The sequence below is a fragment of the Nocardiopsis sp. MG754419 genome (assembly GCF_018207095.1).
GTDB lineage: Bacteria > Actinomycetota > Actinomycetes > Streptosporangiales > Streptosporangiaceae > Nocardiopsis.
This window is the reverse complement of the sequence record NZ_QOCZ01000069.1, coordinates 1-20,157: the sequence shown is the minus strand read 5'-3', so window position 1 is coordinate 20,157 and position 20,157 is coordinate 1. Positions and strand designations below refer to the sequence as shown.

The 20,157-nt window shown below is 72.5% G+C and carries 19 protein-coding genes; 9 read left to right on the top strand and 10 right to left on the bottom strand.

Features of this window, described 5'->3' with window-relative positions; translation table 11 throughout:
• The first annotated feature begins 103 nt into the window (after nucleotides 1–103).
• The 4 genes from DSY14_RS15060 to pdxA are packed head-to-tail and all read left to right on the top strand — an operon-like array spanning nucleotide 104 to nucleotide 4,802.
• A complete protein-coding gene (locus tag DSY14_RS15060; RefSeq protein WP_211717188.1) occupies nucleotides 104–880 on the top strand; it encodes a DeoR/GlpR family DNA-binding transcription regulator in 777 nt (258 codons plus the stop codon).
• A gap of 32 nt (nucleotides 881–912) precedes the next feature.
• The gene (locus DSY14_RS15055) at nucleotides 913–2,301 is read left to right on the top strand and encodes a GntP family permease (protein WP_211717187.1); all 1,389 of its coding nucleotides are present in this window, start codon (nucleotides 913–915) and stop codon (nucleotides 2,299–2,301) included.
• A 36-nt stretch (nucleotides 2,302–2,337) separates the two neighbouring features.
• Entirely contained in the window at nucleotides 2,338–3,786 is a 1,449-nt protein-coding gene (locus tag DSY14_RS15050; protein ID WP_211717186.1) for a four-carbon acid sugar kinase family protein, read from the top strand.
• Nucleotides 3,783–4,802, top strand: coding sequence for a 4-hydroxythreonine-4-phosphate dehydrogenase PdxA (gene pdxA, locus DSY14_RS15045; protein WP_211717185.1), 1,020 nt, complete (start codon nucleotides 3,783–3,785; stop codon nucleotides 4,800–4,802). Before DSY14_RS15050 ends, pdxA begins: the two co-directional genes overlap by 4 nt.
• Before the next feature lie 49 nt (nucleotides 4,803–4,851).
• On the opposite strand, the gene DSY14_RS15040 is transcribed toward pdxA, so the two are convergent.
• The 5 genes from DSY14_RS15040 to DSY14_RS15020 all read right to left on the bottom strand — a co-directional run bounded on the left by DSY14_RS15040 (nucleotide 4,852) and on the right by DSY14_RS15020 (nucleotide 10,328).
• Nucleotides 4,852–5,313 carry a hypothetical protein gene (locus DSY14_RS15040; RefSeq protein WP_211717184.1) on the bottom strand — a complete coding sequence of 154 codons (462 nt, stop codon included), beginning with the start codon at nucleotides 5,311–5,313 and terminating at the stop codon, nucleotides 4,852–4,854.
• Between the two features lie 243 nt (nucleotides 5,314–5,556).
• Complete coding sequence (locus tag DSY14_RS15035) at nucleotides 5,557–6,558, bottom strand: hypothetical protein (RefSeq protein WP_211717183.1); 1,002 nt, start codon at nucleotides 6,556–6,558, stop codon at nucleotides 5,557–5,559.
• A gap of 39 nt (nucleotides 6,559–6,597) precedes the next feature.
• Entirely contained in the window at nucleotides 6,598–7,599 is a 1,002-nt protein-coding gene (locus tag DSY14_RS15030) for a hypothetical protein (RefSeq protein ID WP_211717182.1), read from the bottom strand.
• A 531-nt stretch (nucleotides 7,600–8,130) separates the two neighbouring features.
• Nucleotides 8,131–9,621: an aminopeptidase P family protein gene (locus DSY14_RS15025; protein WP_211717181.1), complete on the bottom strand. Its 1,491-nt coding sequence runs from the start codon at nucleotides 9,619–9,621 to the stop codon at nucleotides 8,131–8,133.
• Between the two features lie 149 nt (nucleotides 9,622–9,770).
• On the bottom strand, nucleotides 9,771–10,328 hold the full coding sequence (locus DSY14_RS15020) for a GNAT family N-acetyltransferase (protein WP_211717180.1): 558 nt from the start codon (nucleotides 10,326–10,328) through the stop codon (nucleotides 9,771–9,773).
• 175 nt (nucleotides 10,329–10,503) lie between these two features.
• Between DSY14_RS15020 and DSY14_RS15015 the strand changes: the two genes are divergently transcribed.
• Entirely contained in the window at nucleotides 10,504–11,601 is a 1,098-nt protein-coding gene (locus DSY14_RS15015; protein ID WP_211717179.1) for an alanine--glyoxylate aminotransferase family protein, read from the top strand.
• 202 nt (nucleotides 11,602–11,803) lie between these two features.
• On the opposite strand, the gene DSY14_RS15010 is transcribed toward DSY14_RS15015, so the two are convergent.
• On the bottom strand, nucleotides 11,804–12,025 hold the full coding sequence (locus DSY14_RS15010) for a DUF3099 domain-containing protein (protein WP_211717178.1): 222 nt from the start codon (nucleotides 12,023–12,025) through the stop codon (nucleotides 11,804–11,806).
• A 44-nt stretch (nucleotides 12,026–12,069) separates the two neighbouring features.
• Complete coding sequence (locus DSY14_RS15005) at nucleotides 12,070–13,023, bottom strand: oxygenase MpaB family protein (protein ID WP_211717177.1); 954 nt, start codon at nucleotides 13,021–13,023, stop codon at nucleotides 12,070–12,072.
• Nucleotides 13,024–13,252: 229 nt separating this feature from the next.
• Between DSY14_RS15005 and DSY14_RS15000 the strand changes: the two genes are divergently transcribed.
• Entirely contained in the window at nucleotides 13,253–13,966 is a 714-nt protein-coding gene (locus DSY14_RS15000; RefSeq protein WP_211717176.1) for a nuclear transport factor 2 family protein, read from the top strand.
• A 16-nt stretch (nucleotides 13,967–13,982) separates the two neighbouring features.
• Here DSY14_RS15000 and DSY14_RS14995 read toward each other — a convergent pair whose 3' ends face one another.
• On the bottom strand, nucleotides 13,983–14,642 hold the full coding sequence (locus DSY14_RS14995) for a response regulator transcription factor (RefSeq protein WP_211717175.1): 660 nt from the start codon (nucleotides 14,640–14,642) through the stop codon (nucleotides 13,983–13,985).
• Nucleotides 14,639–16,006, bottom strand: a complete 1,368-nt coding sequence (locus tag DSY14_RS14990; protein ID WP_211717174.1) for a sensor domain-containing protein — start codon at nucleotides 16,004–16,006, stop codon at nucleotides 14,639–14,641. Before DSY14_RS14990 ends, DSY14_RS14995 begins: the two co-directional genes overlap by 4 nt.
• A gap of 131 nt (nucleotides 16,007–16,137) precedes the next feature.
• Between DSY14_RS14990 and purB the strand changes: the two genes are divergently transcribed.
• Entirely contained in the window at nucleotides 16,138–17,568 is a 1,431-nt protein-coding gene (gene purB, locus DSY14_RS14985; RefSeq protein ID WP_211717173.1) for an adenylosuccinate lyase, read from the top strand.
• 165 nt (nucleotides 17,569–17,733) lie between these two features.
• Nucleotides 17,734–17,988 carry a hypothetical protein gene (locus DSY14_RS14980; RefSeq protein WP_211717172.1) on the top strand — a complete coding sequence of 85 codons (255 nt, stop codon included), beginning with the start codon at nucleotides 17,734–17,736 and terminating at the stop codon, nucleotides 17,986–17,988.
• Nucleotides 17,989–18,040: 52 nt separating this feature from the next.
• Here the strand turns inward: DSY14_RS14980 and DSY14_RS14975 are convergent, their stop codons facing one another.
• Nucleotides 18,041–19,054, bottom strand: coding sequence for an STM4015 family protein (locus tag DSY14_RS14975; protein ID WP_211717171.1), 1,014 nt, complete (start codon nucleotides 19,052–19,054; stop codon nucleotides 18,041–18,043).
• A gap of 296 nt (nucleotides 19,055–19,350) precedes the next feature.
• Here DSY14_RS14975 and DSY14_RS14970 point away from each other — a divergent pair, with 296 nt between their 5' ends.
• Complete coding sequence (locus DSY14_RS14970; RefSeq protein WP_211717170.1) at nucleotides 19,351–19,602, top strand: PLD nuclease N-terminal domain-containing protein; 252 nt, start codon at nucleotides 19,351–19,353, stop codon at nucleotides 19,600–19,602.
• Nucleotides 19,603–20,157 lie beyond the last annotated feature (555 nt).

Sequence of the window (20,157 nt, the reverse complement as noted above, 5' to 3'; positions counted from 1 at the left end):
GGTGCTCACCGTGCGCGTTTTTCTTGGGAAGGGGGTGGTGTTTCTTGCGTGTTTCACGCACGATGTTCACCATCGGTTGCGCGTTACGAGCGGAGGTGGATCCATGAGTCGGCACCGACGGGTGCTGGACGCCGTCCTGGACGGCACCCGGCGCGTGGAGGACCTCGCCGCTCTGCTGGGGGTCAGCCCCTCCACCGTGCGCCGTGCTCTCGGCGAACTCGAGGACGAGGGCCGGGTCGTCCGCACCCGCGGCGGCGCCGTACCGGTGGGGGCGTTGGCCCACGCCGAGCCCTCTTGGACCGAGAAGCAGCGCCGGCGGGTCCCCGCCAAACGGGCCATCGCCGAGCACGCGGCCGCCTTGGTCCAGGACCACCACGTCGTGCTCCTGGACGCGGGCAGCACGACCACCTTCATCGCCGAACGACTCGCCGACCGCCGGGGCCCCACCGTCGTCACCAACGGCATCGGCCCGATGACCGCGCTCCAGCACGCCGAGGGCGTCGAGGTCATCGTCACCGGCGGTCACCTGCGACGGCCCCGGGGCTCCCTGGCCGGCGACCTCACCCGCGTGGTCCTGGACCGGATCGGCGTCGACATCGCGTTCGTCGGCGTGGACGGCCTGGACCCCGAACGGGGCCTGAACTGCCCGACCGCCGAGATCGGCGCGCTCAAGGAACTCCTGATGCGCAGCGCGCCGCACACCGTGCTCGTCACCGACTCCAGCAAGCTCGGTGTCGCACCCCACCACCACTGGGCACCGGTCCCCGGACCGTACACGCTGGTCACCGATGACGGCCTCGACCCTGGGGTCCGTACGGCCCTGGAGTCGGACCGACGGTGCGCGCTCGTGGCCCTCCCCCCGCGCACCCCCTCCCCGTAGATCCCGGGGTGCGCCCCGCGAAAGGTCGCATCATGGAACCCCACCTCTTAGCAGCCCTGCTCATCGGCGTCGCCGTCGTCGTCGCGGTCATCCTGTGGACCCGCCTCGACGCCTTCATCGGGCTCCTCGCCGGGGCCCTGGTCACCGGTCTGATCGCCGGTCTGGCCCCCGCCGACGTCCTCGGCCTGGTCACCACCGGCTTCGGTAATACTCTGGCCGGGATCGGCATCGTCATCGCGCTGGGCGTGATGATCGGCAAGGTCCTGGAGGAGAGCGGCGGCGCCGACGCCCTGGCCAAGGCGTTCGTGCGCATGGCCGGCAAGGGACGCGAGGACGTCGCGATGACCGCGACCGGTGCCGTGGTGTCGGTCCCGGTCTTCTGCGACTCCGGATTCGTCATCCTGCACCCCCTGGCGCGGTCGTTGGCGCGCAAGTACGGCAAGCCTCTGGTGGTGGTCAGTCTGGCGCTGGCCGGTGGTCTGTCCGTGACCCACCACATGGTGCCGCCCACCCCCGGCCCGTTGGCCGCCGTGGGGCTTCTGGGCGCGGACATGGGCCTGGTCATCGTGGCGGGCCTGGTGTTCTCCGTGGTCCTGCTGCCGGTCGTGGTCATCTACACCCGCCTGGTCGGGCCCGGTTTGGAACGCCACCTGGATCCCACCCTGGTGGCCGCTCAGGGCGGCGGCTCCGGCGGAACCGGGTCGGGTGGCACCGGGGTGATGGTGAACGGACGCGACATCGCCGAGGAACCCGCCGACCCGGGGATCGGCGCCTTCAGGGCGAGCGTGCCGCTGTTGCTGCCGCTGTTGCTCATCATCGCCAACACGGTCACCGCGGCCGCGGCGGAGGGCACCCGGATCGCCCAGGTCTTCGGGGTGGTGGGCGACCCCGCGGTCGCCCTGCTCATCGGACTGGTCATCGCCGTGTACCTGCTGCCTCCCCGCGGCACCCGGCGCACCACGGTGGTCGGCTGGCTGACCACCGCCGCCGCCTCGGCGGGGATGATCGTCTTCATCACCGGGGCGGGCGGCGCCTTCGGTGAGGTGCTGCGCGGCTCCGGAGTGGGCGAGGCGTTGGCCGACGCCGTGTCCGGCTGGGCGGTGCCCATGTTCCTGCTCCCCTTCATCATCGCCAGCTTCGTGCGGATCGCCCAGGGGTCGGGGACGGTCGCCATCATCACCTCCGCGACCCTGAGCGCGCCCATCGTGGAGGCCGCGGGGATGAGCCCGACCCTGGCCGTACTGTCGGCCTGCGCGGGCTCGATCGTCTTCTCGTACTTCAACGACTCCTACTTCTGGGTGGTCACCCGGTTCACCGGGCTGTCCGGGGTCCCGGCGTTGAAGATGTGGAGCGGCATGACCACCACCCTGTGGCTGGCGTCGCTCCCGGTGCTGGGCGTGGCCGCACTGATCCTGGGCTGACCGGAGATCCCGAACCGAGCGAGAGGAGGGTGGGAAGTGGCCGAGGTACTGGTGGTCGCCGACGATCTCACCGGGGCCAACGCGACCGGGGCGCGGTTCGCCCGCCTGGGGATGCGGGTGGGCACCGTGGCGCCCGGTCAGGTCGCCGAGGTACTGGACGCCTACGACGTGGTCGTGGTGAACGTCGACAGCCGGGGTCTGTCCGCGGCGGCGGCCGCGGCGCGGGTGGGGTCGGTGGTGGCGAGCGCCGGTCCGGTGTCACTGGTGGTCAAGCGCACCGACACCACGCTGCGCGGCAACGTCGGCGCCGAACTGGAGGCCGCCTGGCGGGCGGTGCGCGCACGGGTGCCCGCGGCCACACCGGTGCGGGCCCTGTTCGTACCGGCCTTCCCCTCCTCCGCGCGGGTGACCGCCGACGGACACCAGCTTCTGGACGGGGTGCCGCTGGAGCGCACCGAACTGGCCGTGGACCCGCTCAACCCCATGACCACCAGCGACGTCGTCGCGATCCTGCGACGGCAGAGCTCCCTGGGGGTGCGGCACGTTCCGCTGCGCCACGTCACCGGCCCCGACTTGGTCGACGCCCTCGCCACCGGTGAGGAACCGGTGGTGCTGTGCGACGCGCTCACCGAGGAACACCTGGCCGACATCGCGCGTGCCGCCGCCCGGACGCGCCGGCGGAACGGGACGGTGTGGGTGTCGGTGGACCCCGGCCCCGGCGGCGCCCTGCTCGCCGAGGCCTCGGGGCTGCACACCCGGGGTGGGTCGGGCGCCCCGGGGCCGCTGTTGGCGGTGGTGGGCAGCGCCACCGCCGTGACCCGACGCCAACTGGAGGCGGTGACCGACACCGAGCCGGTCCGTCGGGTCGACGTGGACGCCGCGCGGTTCTGCGCCGACCCTGGGCACCGGTCCGAGGTGGCGGACGTCCTGGCCCGGGCCCTGGCTTCGGCACGCTTCCCGGAGACCGTGGTGGTGCGCACCACCACCGCGGCCACCGACGTCGCCGACCTGCCCGAACGGGCACGGCGCGCCCTGCCGCGACTGCTCGCGGCGACGGTCGCCCGCTCCCTGGGGGTCGTCCTCGCTGACCCCGGGACCGCCGACGGTGAGGGCACCGACCGGCCCGCCGCGGGGACCGGTGCGAGCACGGAGCCCACCGACGGCACCGTGCCCCTCCGGCTCGGCGGGCTGTACACCAGCGGCGGGGAGATCACCACCGCGGTCCTGGACGCGCTGGGCGTGCGGGTGTTCGAGGTGCGCGGCGAGGTCCTGCCGTTGGCGGTGCACGGCGTGCTCGACGGCGGCCCGATGGACGGGGTGCCGGTGGTGACCAAGGGCGGGCTCGTGGGCGACGACTCGGCCCTGCGCGCCTGCCTCGCCCAACTCCGCGACACCGCGCGCGAACGACCCCTCCGAGTACGCACCGAGATGGCCGAACCGACCGACCCGCACCAGCGACCATCCACTGACGAGGAGCAACCATGAACACACGCCCCCTCCTGGCGATCAGCGTCGGCGACCCGGTCGGGATCGGCCCGGAGATCACCGTCCGCACCCTGGCCGGGTTCGGCACCGCGGCCCCCGCACGCGGCGTGGTCGCGGCCGATCCGGCGGTGCTGCGACGCGCCGCCGCGGTGTGCGATCTGGACGTACGCGTGCGCGCCGTCGACCTGGAGGCCCTGCCACCGGAGGAGGACGGGGTGATCGACTGCCTGGACATCGACGTCCTGGGCGAGACCGAACTGCCCTGGGGCACGGTGGACGAGCGTGCGGGCCGGGCGGCGGTACGCGCGATCACCGTGGCCACCGAGGCGGCCCTGGACGGGAAGGTCGACGGCATCGTCACCGGACCCATCAACAAGGAGGCCATCTGGGCGGCGGGCAGCGAACACCTGGGGCACACGGAGATGCTCGGTGCTCTGACCGGCACCGAGCGGCAGAACACCATGTTCCTGGTGCGCGGCAAGAGCGTCTTCTTCGCCACCCGACACCTGTCGTTGCGCCGCGCGCTGGACGCCATCGACGTGGAGCAGCAGGGCGCGGCGATCGAGGAGGCGTTGACCGCGCTGCGGGTGTTCGGGTACGACGACCCGCACCTGGCCGTGGCCGCGGTCAACCCGCACGGAGGGGAGAACGGCGCGTTCGGTGACGAGGAGATCGTCCACATCGCTCCGGCGGTGGAGCGTGCCCGCGCGGCGGGGTCACGGGTCAGCGGCCCCGTGCCCGCCGACTCGGTCTTCCACCAGTTGCTCGTCGGACGGTTCGACGGAGTGCTGTCCCAGTACCACGACCAGGGGCACATCGCGGCGAAGACCGTCGACTTCGACGGCACGATCTCGGTGACCGTGGGGCTACCGATCCTGCGCACCTCGGTGGACCACGGTACGGCGTTCGACATCGCCGGGCAGGGTGTGGCCGACCCGGGGACGATGCGGTCGGCCTTCGTGCACGGCGCCGAACTGTCCCGCTACGCCGACCGGATCCGCGCCGAGTACGGGTGAGGACGGGTCACCCGGAACGCTCGTGGAAGGGGGTGGCGGGGCGGCGTCCTCACCTCGGGCCGTCGGTGCCCCGGCCGGTCCCCGCCACGGCGTACCCGGCCAGGGAGAGGGCGACGACGTCCTCGGCGACCGCCCCCACCCAGGCCGGACGCCCCTGGCTCCACCACGACCGCCAGCCGACCCCGGCCAGGGCGCCCACCGGCGCGGCCACCGCTGCGACGGCGGCGGTCGTGACGGTGTGTCCGCCCAGGTTCCGGGCGAGCAGGGCGCCGCCCCAGGCGCCGCTGAACGCGCGCGCCCAGAGCCCGACCCCCTCGGTGCGGGCGGGGAGGGACGGCACCTTGTCCATGGCGAACTCTCCGGCGATGGTGAGCGCGGCCAGGCCTTGCGACCGTGTGCGTCCCTCGGCGCGGGCCCGAGCCCATTGCGGTGCGCAGGGTCCGAGTGTGCTGCGCGCGCCCGCGGCCAGCCCCAGGGCCAGCGCGCGCGGCAGGATGCGGAGTGTGCTCATGACGGCCTCCTCGATGTGGGTCCGGTGAGTATCGCACCGGTCGGCCCCGTCGAGGGCTCCGCGCGCGCCGGAAGGGCCGGATCCGGACCGTTCGTCCCCGTCGCACCATCGGGGTGCCGGTCGACGGCGGCCCGGGCGCGGAGGCATCGCGAGCCCCGCCCGCGGCGCCGCCCTCCCCTGGGGGACGCGGCCACGGTGGCCACGGCTCTCCCCGCCGTCGGCCGGACGGAGCCCGTCCACCCGTCACACGTCCAGTACGAACAGTCCCTCGGAGGTGGCCACCGCGATCCGGCGCTCGCCGACCACCAGCAGGTCGTGCAGGTCACCGGGCACGTTCCATGGGATCTCCGTCGGACCCGAGCCGGGCGCTACCGGGAGCTCGTCCAGGAAACAGTAGGACAGCCGGAGCGGGTGGTGTCGCCCCGGCACGATCGGCACGTCGTCCCGCCGTCGCGACCACAGCCCGACCGGTCGGCCCTCCCACTCCGTCAGGGCTCTGGCCTCGGCGTGCCGCAACGCACGTCCGGTCGCGAGTTCCGCCAGATCGGGAACGGAGAACAGCCGCGATCCCTGCGCCAGGTAGGACTTCCCCGCCACGGTGGCCACCACGGCCTCACCACCTCCGCCGGCCTCGCACTGTCCGAGGAACGCGCCGTCGTCGACGCGGTAGAGGAGCGAACACGGCTCTTCGAACACGTCCACCGCCTCCTCCCCCACGTGGATGCGCTGTTCTTCGGCGGGGACGACCAGATATCCCCCGTCCAGGGCGAGGCGCTCCCTGCCCGTGCCGTAGAGCCGGAAGGAGTCGGACCGCGCGGGGTCGGGTTCCGTGCCGTCCACGGGCACCGTGCTCCACTCGGAACGCCCGTGAGCGCCGTCACCGAAGAGATGGAGCAGGTCGCGACCACCGACTCGGGCGATGTGCATGTCGTCCAGGGCGCGCGGGTTTCCCAGGGCGGGGAGCGCGATCCGTCCCCGTTCGGTGCCGTCGCACGGATCGCTCAGGACCAGCGTCTCGGGCACGAGGTGGGCCAGGACCGGGCCCGGGCCGTGCCCGGGGATCTCCGCGAGACAGACGATCTCCTGCGTGGTGAAGGGCGGGCCGAGGGGAAGGCCGGTCCGTCGATCGAAGCAACGGCCCCTCCGCACCCCGGAGGCGTGGGCGTACTCCTCGTGGACCAGGAGCACGTCACCGCACAGGCGCAGCCGGAACCACCCCGGTCGCCATGTCCACCAGGTCTCCACGTTCACTCCGACACCGCCTCCGGTCGGCTCCGCCCCGGGTCAGGGTTCCACGTGCAGGGCGTGGACACCCTCGGTGGTGGCCAGGACGATCACCCCGTCGGGGGCGGCCACCAGATCCTCCAGATCCCCCGGCCAGGTGCCCGGCACCTCCACCACGGGACGACCGGGGCGGTCCAACCGCCGCACCCGCAGGCGATCCAGGTACCAGCCGCCCAGACCGTCGGGTCGGGCGTTCTCCTCCTGGTAGACGGCGACCGCCTCACCGTCCCACTCGACCAGGGAGGTGAGGGTGCGCGGACCCCCGAGTTCGGCGACCAACTCCAGATCGGGCAGGGAGTGGACGCGCCCGGCGACCGCCAACAGGGAACGGCCGCCCACCCGGGCGGCCATCGTCTCGGAGTCGGCGTGGCTCTCGACCTCGCCCCGGTACTCCCCGTCCTCCAACCGGTAGACCCGCTCACGGGGGTGTTCGTAGTCGGCGAGGATCACCGGGTCGAAACCCGGGTCCTGACCGGGTGCCACCAGGTAGTCCCCGGCGAACGACATCCGCTCGCCGCGCGCCTCGTGACCGGGTCTGGAGTCGGTCAGGTCCGGCACGGTCGCTCCGGTGTGCGGATCCACCGCCCACCAGCGCGTGCCGCCGTCGCCGTCCTCACCGAAGAGGAAGACCACGGCCTCCTTGTCCACCACGCGCAGGGCGACGTCGTCGGGCCACCGCTCCCCCGGTTCGGCCAGGTCGGTCTCCAACAGGGGGCTGCCGGTCCGGGGGTCGCGCACGCTCAGCGAACGGCGGGAGGCCTGAATGAGAACGGTGTCGGGCCAGTCCTCGCCCTCGGGCGACCGGGCCAGGTTGACCGGCCCCTGGGCCTCGAACGCGGGGCCCAGGGGACGCAGCGAACGGGTGTCGAAGGCCCTTGCCTCGTATCGCGACTTGCGTGGATCGGTGCTGAGGTCGACGTCGCCGTGCACGAGGACCGTCCGGTCCGCCAGGAACAGGCGCGGAAACCGCAACCCCCTGCGCCACAGCCGTTCCGCGCGCACGAGTCGCCCTCCCCCTCGTCACCGGGTACTTCCACGCCACCACGACGTTATCTGCTGTGGCGCGGGGCCGTACTCCCGTTGGCGAAGACGACCCCGATCGCGCACCTGTTCCTGTGCCCGGTAACGCTACCGGAACCAGGGGCCTCGCACCCTGGGTGCGGGCCCCTCGCGAGACCGGCGGGCTCCGCCACGGGACGCCCCGCGGCGCGGCCCCGGGCGGCCGGAGGCCGTGTGCCCGATCAACGGATTGTTCCCCTGCGCGCACCGACCGGGGCCGAGGGTCCCCGCTGTGCCGTGCGGCCCCAGGACACAGGCCGCGGCGCGGGCCCCGGAAGGGCACGACACCTCGCCCCAGGGGGTGCCGCGGACACGCGGACCTCATGCGAAGGGAGGTGCGGTGGACACCCGGCTCCCCCGGCCCACGGTGAGTGTGCGTTCGGAAACCGGCGGGCGGTGCCACCCGAGACCCCAGGACGTACCGGAGGTGGGATCGCGAGGAACGATCCCTCCTTCCCCAGGCCCCGCCGCCCTCTACCGCGGCAGGCGCTCGGCCAGCCAGGCCTCGACGTCGGCGGAGGAGCGCGGCAGACCGGCCGACATCACGGTGCGACCCTCCTCGGTGACCAGGACGTCGTCCTCGATGCGCACGCCGATGCCGCGCAGCTCCTCGGGCACGGTGAGGTCGTCGGGCTGGAAGTACAGGCCCGGCTCGACGGTGAGCACCATGCCCGGCTTCAGGTCGCCGTACAGGTGCGCCTCCTGGCGCGAGACCGCGCAGTCGTGCACGTCCAGGCCGAGCATGTGGCCGGTGCCGTGCAGGGTGTAGCGGCGCTGCAGACCCAGTTCCAGGACACGGTCGACGGGACCCTCCAGCAGGCCCCAGGAGATGAGTCCCTCGGCCAGCGCCCGCTGGGAGGCCTGGTGGAAGGCGACGAAGGGCGCACCCGGGGCCACGGCGGCGATGCCGGCCTCCTGGGCCCGGTACACCAGGTCGTAGACCTTGCGCTGCAGGTCGGTGAAGGTGCCCGAGACGGGCATGGTGCGGGTGACGTCGGCGGTGTAGAGGGTGGTGGTCTCCACACCGGCGTCGAGCAGCAGCAGGTCGCCGTCCTTGACGGGGCCGTCGTTGCGGGTCCAGTGCAGGGTGGTGGCGTTGGCTCCGGAGGCCGCGATGGTCCCGTAGCCGACGTCGTTGCCCTCCACCCGGGCGCGCAGGAAGAAGGTGCCCTCGACGTAGCGCTCGGAGGTGTCCTTGGCCTGCGGCAGGGCCGTCACGACGTCGTTGAAGCCGCGCACGGTGGCGTCGACGGCCTTCTGCAGCTGCGCGACCTCCCACGCGTCCTTGACCAGACGGTGGTCGGCCAGGGCGACGCCGAGGTCCGTGTCGAGCTCGGCGGACTTGGCGCGGGACTCGTCGTCGGTGTCGGCGCGCAGCTCGTCCACGAGGGCGTCGAGTGCGGCGTCGTGGCCACGGACGATGCGGGTGGTCACGGAGTCGGCGCGCAGGGCCGCGGGCAGGGTGCGCACGTCGGCGGTGGCCACGCCCAGCAGAGCGGAGGCCTCCTCCAGGCTGTTGCGACGACCGGTCCACAGTTCGCCGTAGCCGCCGAGCCAGAACTCACCGTTGTCGCGGTTGGAGCGCGGCTTGAGGTAGAGCACGACGTCGTGGCCGCCGTCGCCCGTGGGGGTGAACACGAGGCAGTTGCCGTCGGTGGTGTCCCCGGTGAGGTAGGCGTAGTCGGTGGCGGCGCGGAACGGGTACTCGGTGTCGTTGGAGCGGGTCAGGAGCTGACCGGAGGGAACGACCAGGCGTTCGCCGGGGAAGGCGGCGCTGAGCGTGCGACGGCGACGGGCGGTGTGCTCGGCCTGCTCGATCGGCTCCAGGTCGCGCATCTCGGTGTCGGCCCACCCGGTGCTCATCCACGCGGCGAGCTCGTCGGAGACCGACTGCGCCTGGCCGTTCTTGCGTGGACTGAACACGGGGGCGTTCGTCTCGGCCTCGGGGCGCTGCTGCTCGCTCACGTGGTGACTCTCCTCGTCGAGTACGTCCAATGCTGGGAAGGGCCGCCCGACCGCCGGTGGCGGCATGGGCGCTCCCATCGTACGGGGCGGGGCCGGGACCCGGTCGCGTCCGGGGCATAGCGCTGCCCATAACACCGACCGGGACGGCCTCACCCTGGGGAGGCCCCCGGGCGGGCGTGGAGGTCGTGGCCGAAGGGGATGGCCTTGGGGTAGGGCAGGTCCGCGATCGTGGTCGGATCCACCCACCGGTAGCCGATCCGTTCGTACAGGGCGACGGCCTCGGGTTGGGAGGGTCCGGTGAAGAGCATGACGGAGGTGTAGCCGAGGTCGCGTGCGGCGTCCTCCAGCGCCGTCATGATGAGGCGTCCCAGACCACGGCGGCGGTGACGCGCCGAGGTCCAGATGCGCTTGAACTCGACCGTCCGCGGTGTGCCGTCCGAGCCGAGTCGGTAGGGGCGCAGAGCGCCGCCGGCGACGATCTCCCCGTCCAGTTCGGCCAGGACCAGACGGCCGTGGGGCGCGACGAAGTCGGTGACCGGGTAGCGCCCGAGTTCGTGGGCGGCGCCCTCGGCGCCGTAGCGCTCGGTGTACTCCTCCAGGAGTCCGTCGAGCAGCCCCTGGACGCGGGGGTCGTCGTGCTCCACCCGCAGGATCCTCGCCCGCGCGGTCTCGCGCCGCACGGTCTCGGTCCGGGCCGTCTCGGTCATGAAGATCCCCTCCCCCGGGGTCGTGCCCGCGGGCGCCGGGACGGTGCCCGGGCGGCGCGGGCCTCACGTCGTCCGCCGGAATACTACGACCCACGTGGAGGGGTCTTTCGTCGCGTTACGGACAGATGAGGCCCCGGTTGCCCACGTGTCACACGAGTCTCGTTAGTGTGTGGCCATGTCAGTCACCGAACGCATCCTGCTGGGACCGGGGCCGAGCAACCCCTACCCCGAGGCGACCCTGGGCCTGTCCGCCCCGCTTCTGGGCCACCTCGACCCGGAGTTCGTCACGCTCCTGGAACGCACCTGCGGACGGCTGCGTTCCTTGTGGGGCACCGAGAACCCGCTCACACTTCCGTTGTCGGGCACCGGCTCGCTCGGGATGGAGGCCGCCTTCGCCAACACCGTGCGCGCCGGCGACCAGGTGGTCGTGGCCGTGAACGGTCTGTTCGGTGAGCGCATGTGCGAGGTCGCCGCGCGCTACGGTGCCCACGTGGTGCGGGTGGACCACGAGTGGGGCGAGCCCGTGGACGTGCAGCGGGTGCTGGACGCGCACCCGGCGCCCGCCATCGTGGCCGCGGTGCACGCCGAGACCTCCACCGGTGTGGTCAGCGACATCGGTGCCCTGGGGCGCGCGCTGCGCGAGCGCTCCGAGGAGACCCTGTTGCTCGCCGACTGCGTCACCTCCCTGGGCGGGATGCCCATGGACCTGGACGACTGGCGGGTCGACATCGCCTACTCCGGGACCCAGAAGTGCCTGGGCGTGGCACCGGGGTTGGCGCCCTTCACCTTCTCCGAGCGCGCCTGGGAGCAGCGGGTGCAGACCCCGCCGGTGTGGTACCTGGACCTGGGTCTGCTCGGCGCCTACGTCCGCGGCGGTCCCGGCGGGCGCGCCTACCACCACACCGCTCCCACCGCGATGGTGGCCTCCCTGGACGCGGCGCTGGGCCGTATCGAGGAGGAGGGCATGGACGCGGTGGCGGCGCGGCACGCGGCGGCCGGGGCCCGTCTCCGGGAGGGGCTGCAGGAGATGGGCCTGGAGCTGTTCGCCGCCGAGGGTCACCGTCTGGCGCAGCTGACGTCGGTGCGGGTGCCCGAGGGGGTCGACTCCGGCAAGGTCCGCGAACAGCTGCTGCGCGAGTACGACCTGGAGATCGGTGCGGGTGTGGGCCGCTACGCGGCCACGGTGTGGCGGATCGGCCTCATGGGGCACAACGCCCGACCCGACCGGGCCGAGCTGGTCCTGGCGGCCCTGCGCCGCGTCCTGGAGCGCTGACCGGACGCGGAATCGCGCCGACCGGATCGGGGCTCGGGCGCACCCCTCTCCGCACCCGGGCCGTGTCCTTCGGGGTCGCGGCCGGTGCCCGGGCGTCGCACGGCGGGGCGGGAACCCGCAGGCCCTGCGGTGCTCGGCCGGCGGCGCCGCGCACCGCGGCCCGAACACGAACGCGGCTCCCCCGCGGTTCGACGCACGGGCGCTAGTCCGCGTTGGGTCCGTACTTGTTGTCGTGGTCCCGAGGGTCGTCCGGGTCGGCGAGGTTGCCCAGGGTCATGGCGATCGGCGGCAGGATCGAGGCCACCGCGCACATCGCCACCGCCCACCCCGTCCCGAAGAGGAAGTAGACGGGGGTGGCTCCGGCGAACAGCACCAGACACAGGCCCATGACGAGCCCGTACTGCACCTTCCTGCGTTTGACCACGTCACCTCCGGTGTCCCGCGGATCCGGTGGCCCCTCCTTCCACGTTATCCGCTTCCCTCGGTCCCGTCCGGGCGCGGATCGACGGCGGTGGTCGTCTCCGGCGATCGGGGCGGTGGCGGGATGAGGGAACGCAGGGCCCGGGAGCCCTTTCCGACCCGGTACCCGGCGTCCAGGAGGCGCCGTTCGGCGGCCCGTGCGCTGCGCACGGTGGCCTCGTCGAAGACACGGTCGTAGCAGCGCCGGGGCACCCGCTCCAGACCCGCGCGCAGGGCCCGCAGCCCCAGGGTGACGGTGTTCCCCGTGCCCGGCGCCTCGGGCAGGACCCCGTAGGCGCGGCGGGCCCACCCCGGCAGGGTGGCGTAGGACAGGGCACCGATCGGGAACCACAGTGGCTTGAGCGGTGCCGCCCACGACAGCCGTTCGGGGACCCCCGGCCACAGCAGGAAGCGGACCACGTCTCGGGCCTCGGGCGTGACGCGCAGGGAGGGGCGCACCGCCGCCAGGTACCGGCGCAGGTCGGCCACGCTGCGCGGGACGTCGTCACGGGACAGACCGACGTAGCGGGCGGTCCGGGACTGTTCGTCCAGGTAGCGGTCCCGTTCCGCGGGGGTCAGCGTCAGTCCGGCCCGCAGCGTGGTCTCCAGGTAGGAGCTCACCTCCGCGCAGTGCACCCACACCAACAGGTCGTGCTGGTCGACCCGGTGGCGACGGCCGGTGGCGGGGTCGGTGAAGCCCAGGGCACCATGGATCCGACGCACGTGGGCGCCGAGCGCCTCCGCCTCCTCGGGTGCGCCGTAGGTGGTGACCGCGACGAAGTGGGCGGTGCGCAGCAGTCGTCCGGTGGGGTCGGAACGAAAGTCCGAGCGCTGCCACACGCCCTGCACGGCGATCGGATGGAGCGCCTGGAGCATGAGCGCGCGCACGCCCGCGATCCACAGGGACCGGTCCAGGTGGACCCTCCAGGTGACGCTCTCGGGGGCCACGACGGTCGGGTGCATGCGGTTCCTCCTCCGCGGGCACGAGGGGCCCTACCGGGTGCGGATCGCCCGGCGGGGGCACCTCTCCAGACTACGACGCCGCCTCCCGCCCCGACCGGATCCGGGCAAACGCAGCCCTGACCGAGGTTTGGTCGAATCAGGGACAGGGGTGAGAGGAGTGTGGATCAAAGAGGGCACCACAGACGTGACCCGTGCCCTTCGTCTTCCCTCCCGGAAAGGGGCCCGCACCATGTCAGCCACGAGCAGCGGCACCGCTTTCGACATCGACGCCTTCCGCCAGGCCGTGGAGCAGGGTGACACCGACACCCTCGTCCGTCAGTTCGCCGATGACGCGGACATGGAGACCGTCGACCGCCGCACCCCGCCCAGCGCGCCCACGGTCATCCACGGGCGCGACTCGATCGAGGACTTCATCCGGCAGTTGTACTCGATGGACCTGGAGCACGAGGTCCTGCAGTGCGTGACGGACGGCGAGCACGCCGCCTACACCGAGCGCTGTACCTACCCGGACGGACTCATCGTCAAGAGCATGTCGATGCTGGACCTGGCCGACGGCAAGATCGTCCACCAGTCGATGGTGCAGGCCTGGGACGAGGATTCCCCGGGGGCCGTGCGGATCGGCGACTTCGACGCCACCGACGACCGCATGGAGTTCGACCACGGGCACACCGAGAGCGTGCACCTGGGCGGTCAGAACATCAACCGGATCACTCTGGAGCCCGGCTGGCGCTGGACCAAGGACATGAGCGCCAGTGTCGGCACCGACCTGTGCATGCTCACCCACTCGCTCGCGCTCTTGGAGGGGACCCTGGCGATCCGCACCTCCGACGGCACGGAGAGCGAGATGTACGCGGGCCAGGTCGCCTTCGTACCCCCGGGTCACGACGCCTGGGTCGTGGGCGACCAGACCGTGGTCGTGCTGGATCGGTCCATGGACGGGTGAGTGTCCGTGTCCGGGTTCAGCCGGCCTGCGCCCGTAGATAGGCCAGGACCGCCTGGACCCGCCGGTGCACGCCGTCGTCGGGCGGCAGGTCGAGTTTGGCCAGGATGTTACCGACGTGTTTGCCGACGGCGGCGTCACTCACCACGAGCCTGCGGGCGATGGCCCCGTTGGAGTGGCCCTCGGCCATCAGTTCGAGGACCTGGCGCTCGCGGGCGGTGAGCCGCTCCAGCGGATCGGCGCTGCGGCGCAGCAGCTGACGCACCACCTCGGGATCGACGAAGGTGGCGCCCTCCACGACGTTGCGCAGGATCGACGCGAACTCGCGGACGTCGCCCACCCGCTGCTTGAGGAGGTAGCCGACGCTCTCTCCCTCGCCCGAGTCCAACAGTTCCGTGGCGTAGCTCAGCTCGACGTACTGACTGAGCGCCACCACGGCCAGACGCGGTCGGGCCCGGCGCAGGCGCACGGCGGCGCGCAACCCCTCGTCGGTGAAGTCGGGCGGCATGCGGATGTCGGTGACGACCAGCCCGGGACGATGTTCCGCGACCGCCCGCTCCAGCCCCTCGGCGTCGCCGACCGCCGCCACGACGGGGAAACCGAAGCGTTCGAGCACCCCCACCAGGCCCTCCCTCAGCAGGACACCGTCCTCCGCGAGCACCGTCGGTACCTGGGTCACCTCTGCGTCTCCGGTCGATCGGTCGTGCACGGCAGCTCCACTCGGATCCGGGTCGGCCCTCCCACGGGACTGGACAGGTCCATTGTGCCGCCCATGACGGCGACCCGGTCGGCCATTCCGGTCAGGCCGGTGCCTCGCTCGGGGTCGGCACCGCCGGGTCCGTCGTCGGTGACCTCCACCGTGAGCACGTCGCCGCGGCGCCCCTGCCTCAGACGGGCCTGGACGGTGACGGTGCCGTCGTCGGCGTGCTTGTAGACGTTGGTGAGGGCCTCGGCCACCACGAAGTAGGCGGTGCCCTCGATGTGCGGGGGCGGGCGGCGGGGCAGGTCGGCGTCGACGGTGACCGCGACCGGGCTGTGGTCGACGAGTTCGGCCAGGGCGGCGGGCAGACCGCGGTCGACGAGGACCCGCGGGTGGATGCCGCGCACCAGTTCGCGTAGTTCGTCGATGAGGTCGTCGACCTTGACCTGGGCGGCCGCCACTCGTCGGTCGGCGGGCGAACCCTCCCGAAGGTCGATCCGGGCCATGCCCAGGTCCATGCTGAGCGCCACCAGACGCTGCTGGGCGCCGTCGTGGAGGTCGCGTTCGATGCGGCGTCGTTCGTACTCGAACGCGTTGACCAGACGGGCGCGGGACTCGGTGACCTGGTCGAGTTCGGCGTAGAGCTCGGCCTTGGGAGGGCCGACCAACAGTGCCCGGGCGACGACGCCGTGGCCGTAGGACAGCAGTCCGCAGGCGTACAGGAGCACGATCAGCGGCAGCGGCGACGCGAGGGCGAAGGGCAGGGCCTCCTCTGGGGTGTGCAGCAGGAAGGGGCCCATGCTCATGGGCACCTCCTCGGGGTGGGCGAGGAGGAGCGGGCTCGCGGCCAGGACGACGGAGAGGGTGCCCAGGAACCCGACGAGGGTCGAGGCGACGAAGAACAGGAGGAGCATCACCGCCGCGTAGGCCACCTCACGCCACGTGGCGGCCTCGGTGTAGCGGGTGCGGACCCATCCCCACAGTCCGGCGGGAGGGTCGCGATGGCCACTGTCGGCCGGCCCGGCCACCACCAGACGGAGCCGACGCCGTTCCAGTGCGCCGAGCGGCAGGGCGAGGAGGGGACCGAGACACAGGAGCATGACCACCCCCGTGAGGAACAGGAGGACCGCTTCGGTGGTGTGCCCGCCACCGAGCATCGCCACGGCGGCCGCCCAGGGCGTGTACACCGGGAACGCGAGCGGTGTGAGCAGACCGCCCACCAGGATGGTGGTCAGGGTGTAGGCCAGGGCCCGCCAGGCCCAGCCGGAGACCAGGTAACGCGGGTCGGCCAGGGCCCTGCGCAGGGTGCCGGGCCGGGCGCCGGCGGCGGTCGGGGAACTCATGTCCTCCACGCTAGGGCGGACGGTGGCCGGGCGACATCGGTCGCGCCCACCGGTTCGGGGTGGGGCGGGCCCTACCCGCGGTTCCGGCCCGGCCGACAGACCCCCAGTTCAGGACGGTAGGGTGACCAATCGTGAGCGCGAAACCCGTCATTCCCGATGTCCTGGCCGCCCGCTACGCTTCGGCGGAGCTGACCCGGCTGTGGTCCCCCGAGTACAAGGTGGTCGCCGAGAGGCGACTGTGGCTGGCCGTGCTGCGCGCACAGGCGCGTCTGGGCGTGGACGTCCCGGCCGGTGTGGTGGAGGACTACGAGAAGGTCCTGGAGCAGGTGGACCTGGCCTCCATCGCCGAGCGCGAGCGCGTCACCCGGCACGACGTCAAGGCCCGGATCGAGGAGTTCAACGCCCTCGCCGGCCACGAGCACGTGCACAAGGGCATGACCTCGCGCGACCTCACCGAGAACGTCGAGCAGCTCCAGGTACGCGACAGCCTGCTGCTGGTGCGCGACCGGGTGGTGGCGCTGCTGTCCCGGTTGGGTCGACTGTCGGCCGAGTACGGCGAGACCGTGATGGCGGGCCGTTCCCACAACGTGGCCGCCCAGGCCACCACGTTGGGCAAGCGGTTCGCGTCGATCGCCGACGAGGTCCTGGTGGGCCACGGCAGGCTGGAGGAGCTGATCGCCCGGTACCCGCTGCGCGGGATCAAGGGCCCGGTCGGCACCGCCCAGGACATGCTGGACCTGCTCGGCGGCGACCGCGCGGCGCTGACCACCCTGGAGAACGAGGTCGCGGGTCACCTCGGGTTCGAGCACCGATTCACCAGCGTGGGTCAGGTGTACCCGCGTTCGCTCGACTTCGAGGTGCTCACCGCCCTGGTGCAACTGGCCGCGGGGCCGTCCTCTCTCGCCAAGACCATCCGGCTCATGGCCGGACACGAGTCGGTCACCGAGGGCTTCGCCGAGGGCCAGGTCGGTTCGTCGGCGATGCCGCACAAGATGAACACGCGCTCGTGCGAGCGGGTCAACGGACTCACCGTGATCCTGCGCGGGTACGCGTCCATGGCCGGTGAGCTGGCCGGGGACCAGTGGAACGAGGGCGACGTGTCGTGCTCGGTGGTGCGCCGGGTGGCGCTGCCGGACGCGTTCTTCGCCTTCGACGGCCTGGTGGAGACCATGCTGACGGTGCTGGACGAGTTCGGTGCCTTCCCCGCCGTCATCTCCGCCGAGCTGGACCGGTACCTGCCGTTCCTGGCCACCACCAAGATGCTCATGGCCGCGGTGCGCGCCGGCGTGGGCCGTGAGACCGCCCACGAGCTCATCAAGGAGCACGCGGTGGGTTCCGCGCTGGCGATGCGGCAGGAGGGCACGGGCAACCGACTGCTGGACCGGTTGGCCGAGGACGAGCGCTTCCCGCTGGACCGGGCCGCGCTGGACGCGTTGCTGGCCGACCGGATCACCTTCACGGGGGCCGCGTCCGACCAGGTCGCCGAGGTGGTGGCCAAGGTGGACGCCGTCCTCGACGCCCATCCCGAGGCCGCCGCCTACGCTCCGGGATCGATTCTCTGACGCATGACTCCATCGAGGGGCCCGGGGTTCTCACCTCGGGCCCCTCGTGTGCTCGGGGCCGGCGCGGACGAGGGTATGACGTGGTTCACTCTCGCTAACAGTGGGTTTGAAAGTTAACACCTATTACGGTTGGGGTGTCGGCCCCTCCCGCGACAGGAGACCCCCATGATCGATCCGAGCTCGTTCGGCACCGCGATCATCACCCTCGGCGTCTGCGTGACCGTGGTCATCGCGTTCGGTCTGGCCGCGCTGTCCGACATGGCGATGCGCCGCCGGGAGGACCGGCGGGCCGCGGCACCGGGCCCGGACGACGGAGCCCGTGACGGCGGCTCCACCCGCGACGAAGCCCCGACCCGGACCCGTGAGCTCGTGAGCGACGCCCCCGCGTCCGCCGCCGCGAACGGCTCCTCCACGGGCTGACGACCCCGGCCGGGCGCGGCGCGAACCACGGTGAGGGGACCTCGGCCGTCGCCTACTCGGTGGCCGAGGGGAAGCGCCACTCCCCTTCCGGAACCCGCCGGTCCTCGGCGCGCACGTCGACCCGCACCTCGGCGAAGGCCTCGCGCACCCCGGCCTCCATCTCCTCGGACATGTAGTGATGGCTCAGGTCGAGCCGGCCGAGCCCACGGAAGACCGGTGCGTCCAGGAGCACCCGAGCGCCCTCGTCGGTGAGCGTGCCCATCGACAGGTCCAGTGAGCGCAACCGTCCCACCACGGGGGCCTCCGCCAGTGCCCGTACCCACAGGTCCGTGTCCTCGGCGTCGCGCAGACCGAGGTGGTTCAGTGCGGGGAAGGCCTCTCCCGACAGGGTGCGGGCCAGGTCCTGCGGGGTGGTGTCGCCCCGGTACTCCCCCACGCCCAGCCACAGTTCCAGGTTCTCCAGCTCGGGCAGGTCCGCGGTGTCGATCCCACGGGCGACCTCGGCCGGAAGACCACCGCTCTGCACGGTGAGGGTGCGCAACGCGTCGTGCCGCACGATGTCCAGTCCCAACCGGCTCCGCTCGTTGAGGTACGGGTCGCCGGTACCCCGCACCGCGAACTCGGTCAACCGGGGGTAGGCGGCCAACACCGGCGCCAGGTCGGGCTGGTGGATCCAGGACAGCTCCCACTCCTCGGCCACGATGTCCCCGATGAACAGCGACTCCAGCCCGGTGAACAGGTGGGCGTGCGCGAGGAGCGCCTCACGCGCGGGAAGACCGGGCTCCTGCGCCTCGAAGTCGTCCGCGACCCCGATGACCAGGGCGCGGACGGCGGCGGGGTCCACCTCCTCCACGAAGGAGGCGAAGCACGCGGCGAACGACTCCTCCGGTTCGTAGATGTCCACCTGGAGGCGCCAGGCGTGCGCCTCGGGGGTGCGCAGGGCCTCGCTCCGCGCGAGCGGGCCCGGGGCGGCGCGGTCCGAGGACCGCGTCGAGGCCATGCCCTGCGGGGAGAGGTAATCGAACACCGGCAGTCCGCCGAACTCGCCGAGGTGATGGATGATCATGGGTTCCGCTCCTGGTGCTGGTGGTTCACGCGAGGCATGTCTAGCACCGTGCGACGACGGTTCCCACCGGCGCCCGGGCCGCGACGGGAGCGGCGACGGATCACACGGAGAACACCGACGAAAGTCGGTGGCCCACACCGACCATGGCGACGCACCCGCCCGACCGGATGCCTTCGAAGGCCACCCGACGGTACGTCCCGCGGGTGGATGTGCCCGACCGGGGCCGGCTCCTAGCGTGGAACACGTACACATCGGCGACTGCCACGCAGCGCCACCCGAGACGTGAGGACGACGACATGAGCATGACGCCTCTGCTGGACGCGACCACCATCGAGACCCTCGCGACGATCGGTGTGCCGGCGGTGTTCGCGCTCGGCTTCCTGGCCGTGGTCGTACTGGTCATCGCCGCGGTGTTCAGCATTCTGTTCTCCAGGATCGACGTGGGCATGAAGGTCGTCTGGTTCATCTTCGTGATCATCGCTCCGGTGATCGGGGCCCTGCTGTGGTTCTTCATCGGGCGCAACCAGACCCCCGTTCGGCAATGGTGACGGTCGGCGGCCGCACGCCCCGGAAGGCCCGACGGCCGTCCGGGGCGTGCGTCGTTCCGGGTGCCCTCGGCCTCCGCCCCGCGGCCGACCCCCTTCCGCGCCGTGTCCGTCCTCGGTGCGGCGCACGGACGCCCCCCACCCTCGGCCCCGGCGCGGTAGTCGGTTCCCCTCCGGTCGGCGTCGGCCCCGGCACGGCCGGGCGCCCCGAACCCGCTCACCGACGGTGGCCCCACGAGGCCCGGCGACGTCCCGACGGCGATCTCCAAGGGCGGGACTCCGTCCTCGTGCGGGAGCGCCACCCGCGCCTCGGCCCGGTGGCGTGTTCGGCCGCGTCGGTACGCCCCTCCTCCACGACGTGGCAGACCGTCCGTCGCCGGGTGAGCGAGAACTCCTCGCCGTCCGGCGGATCCCCGGGGCTCGACGCGCCTTCACCCCTCTCGCCGGTGGTGGGTTCCAGGGCTCCCGTGCGAGGGCGGACCGTGGTGGTGTCGTCGGCGGGTCCGGCGGTGGAGCACCGTCGCGGACGCCGCGAGCCGGGGCCGCACGGAGCGGAGC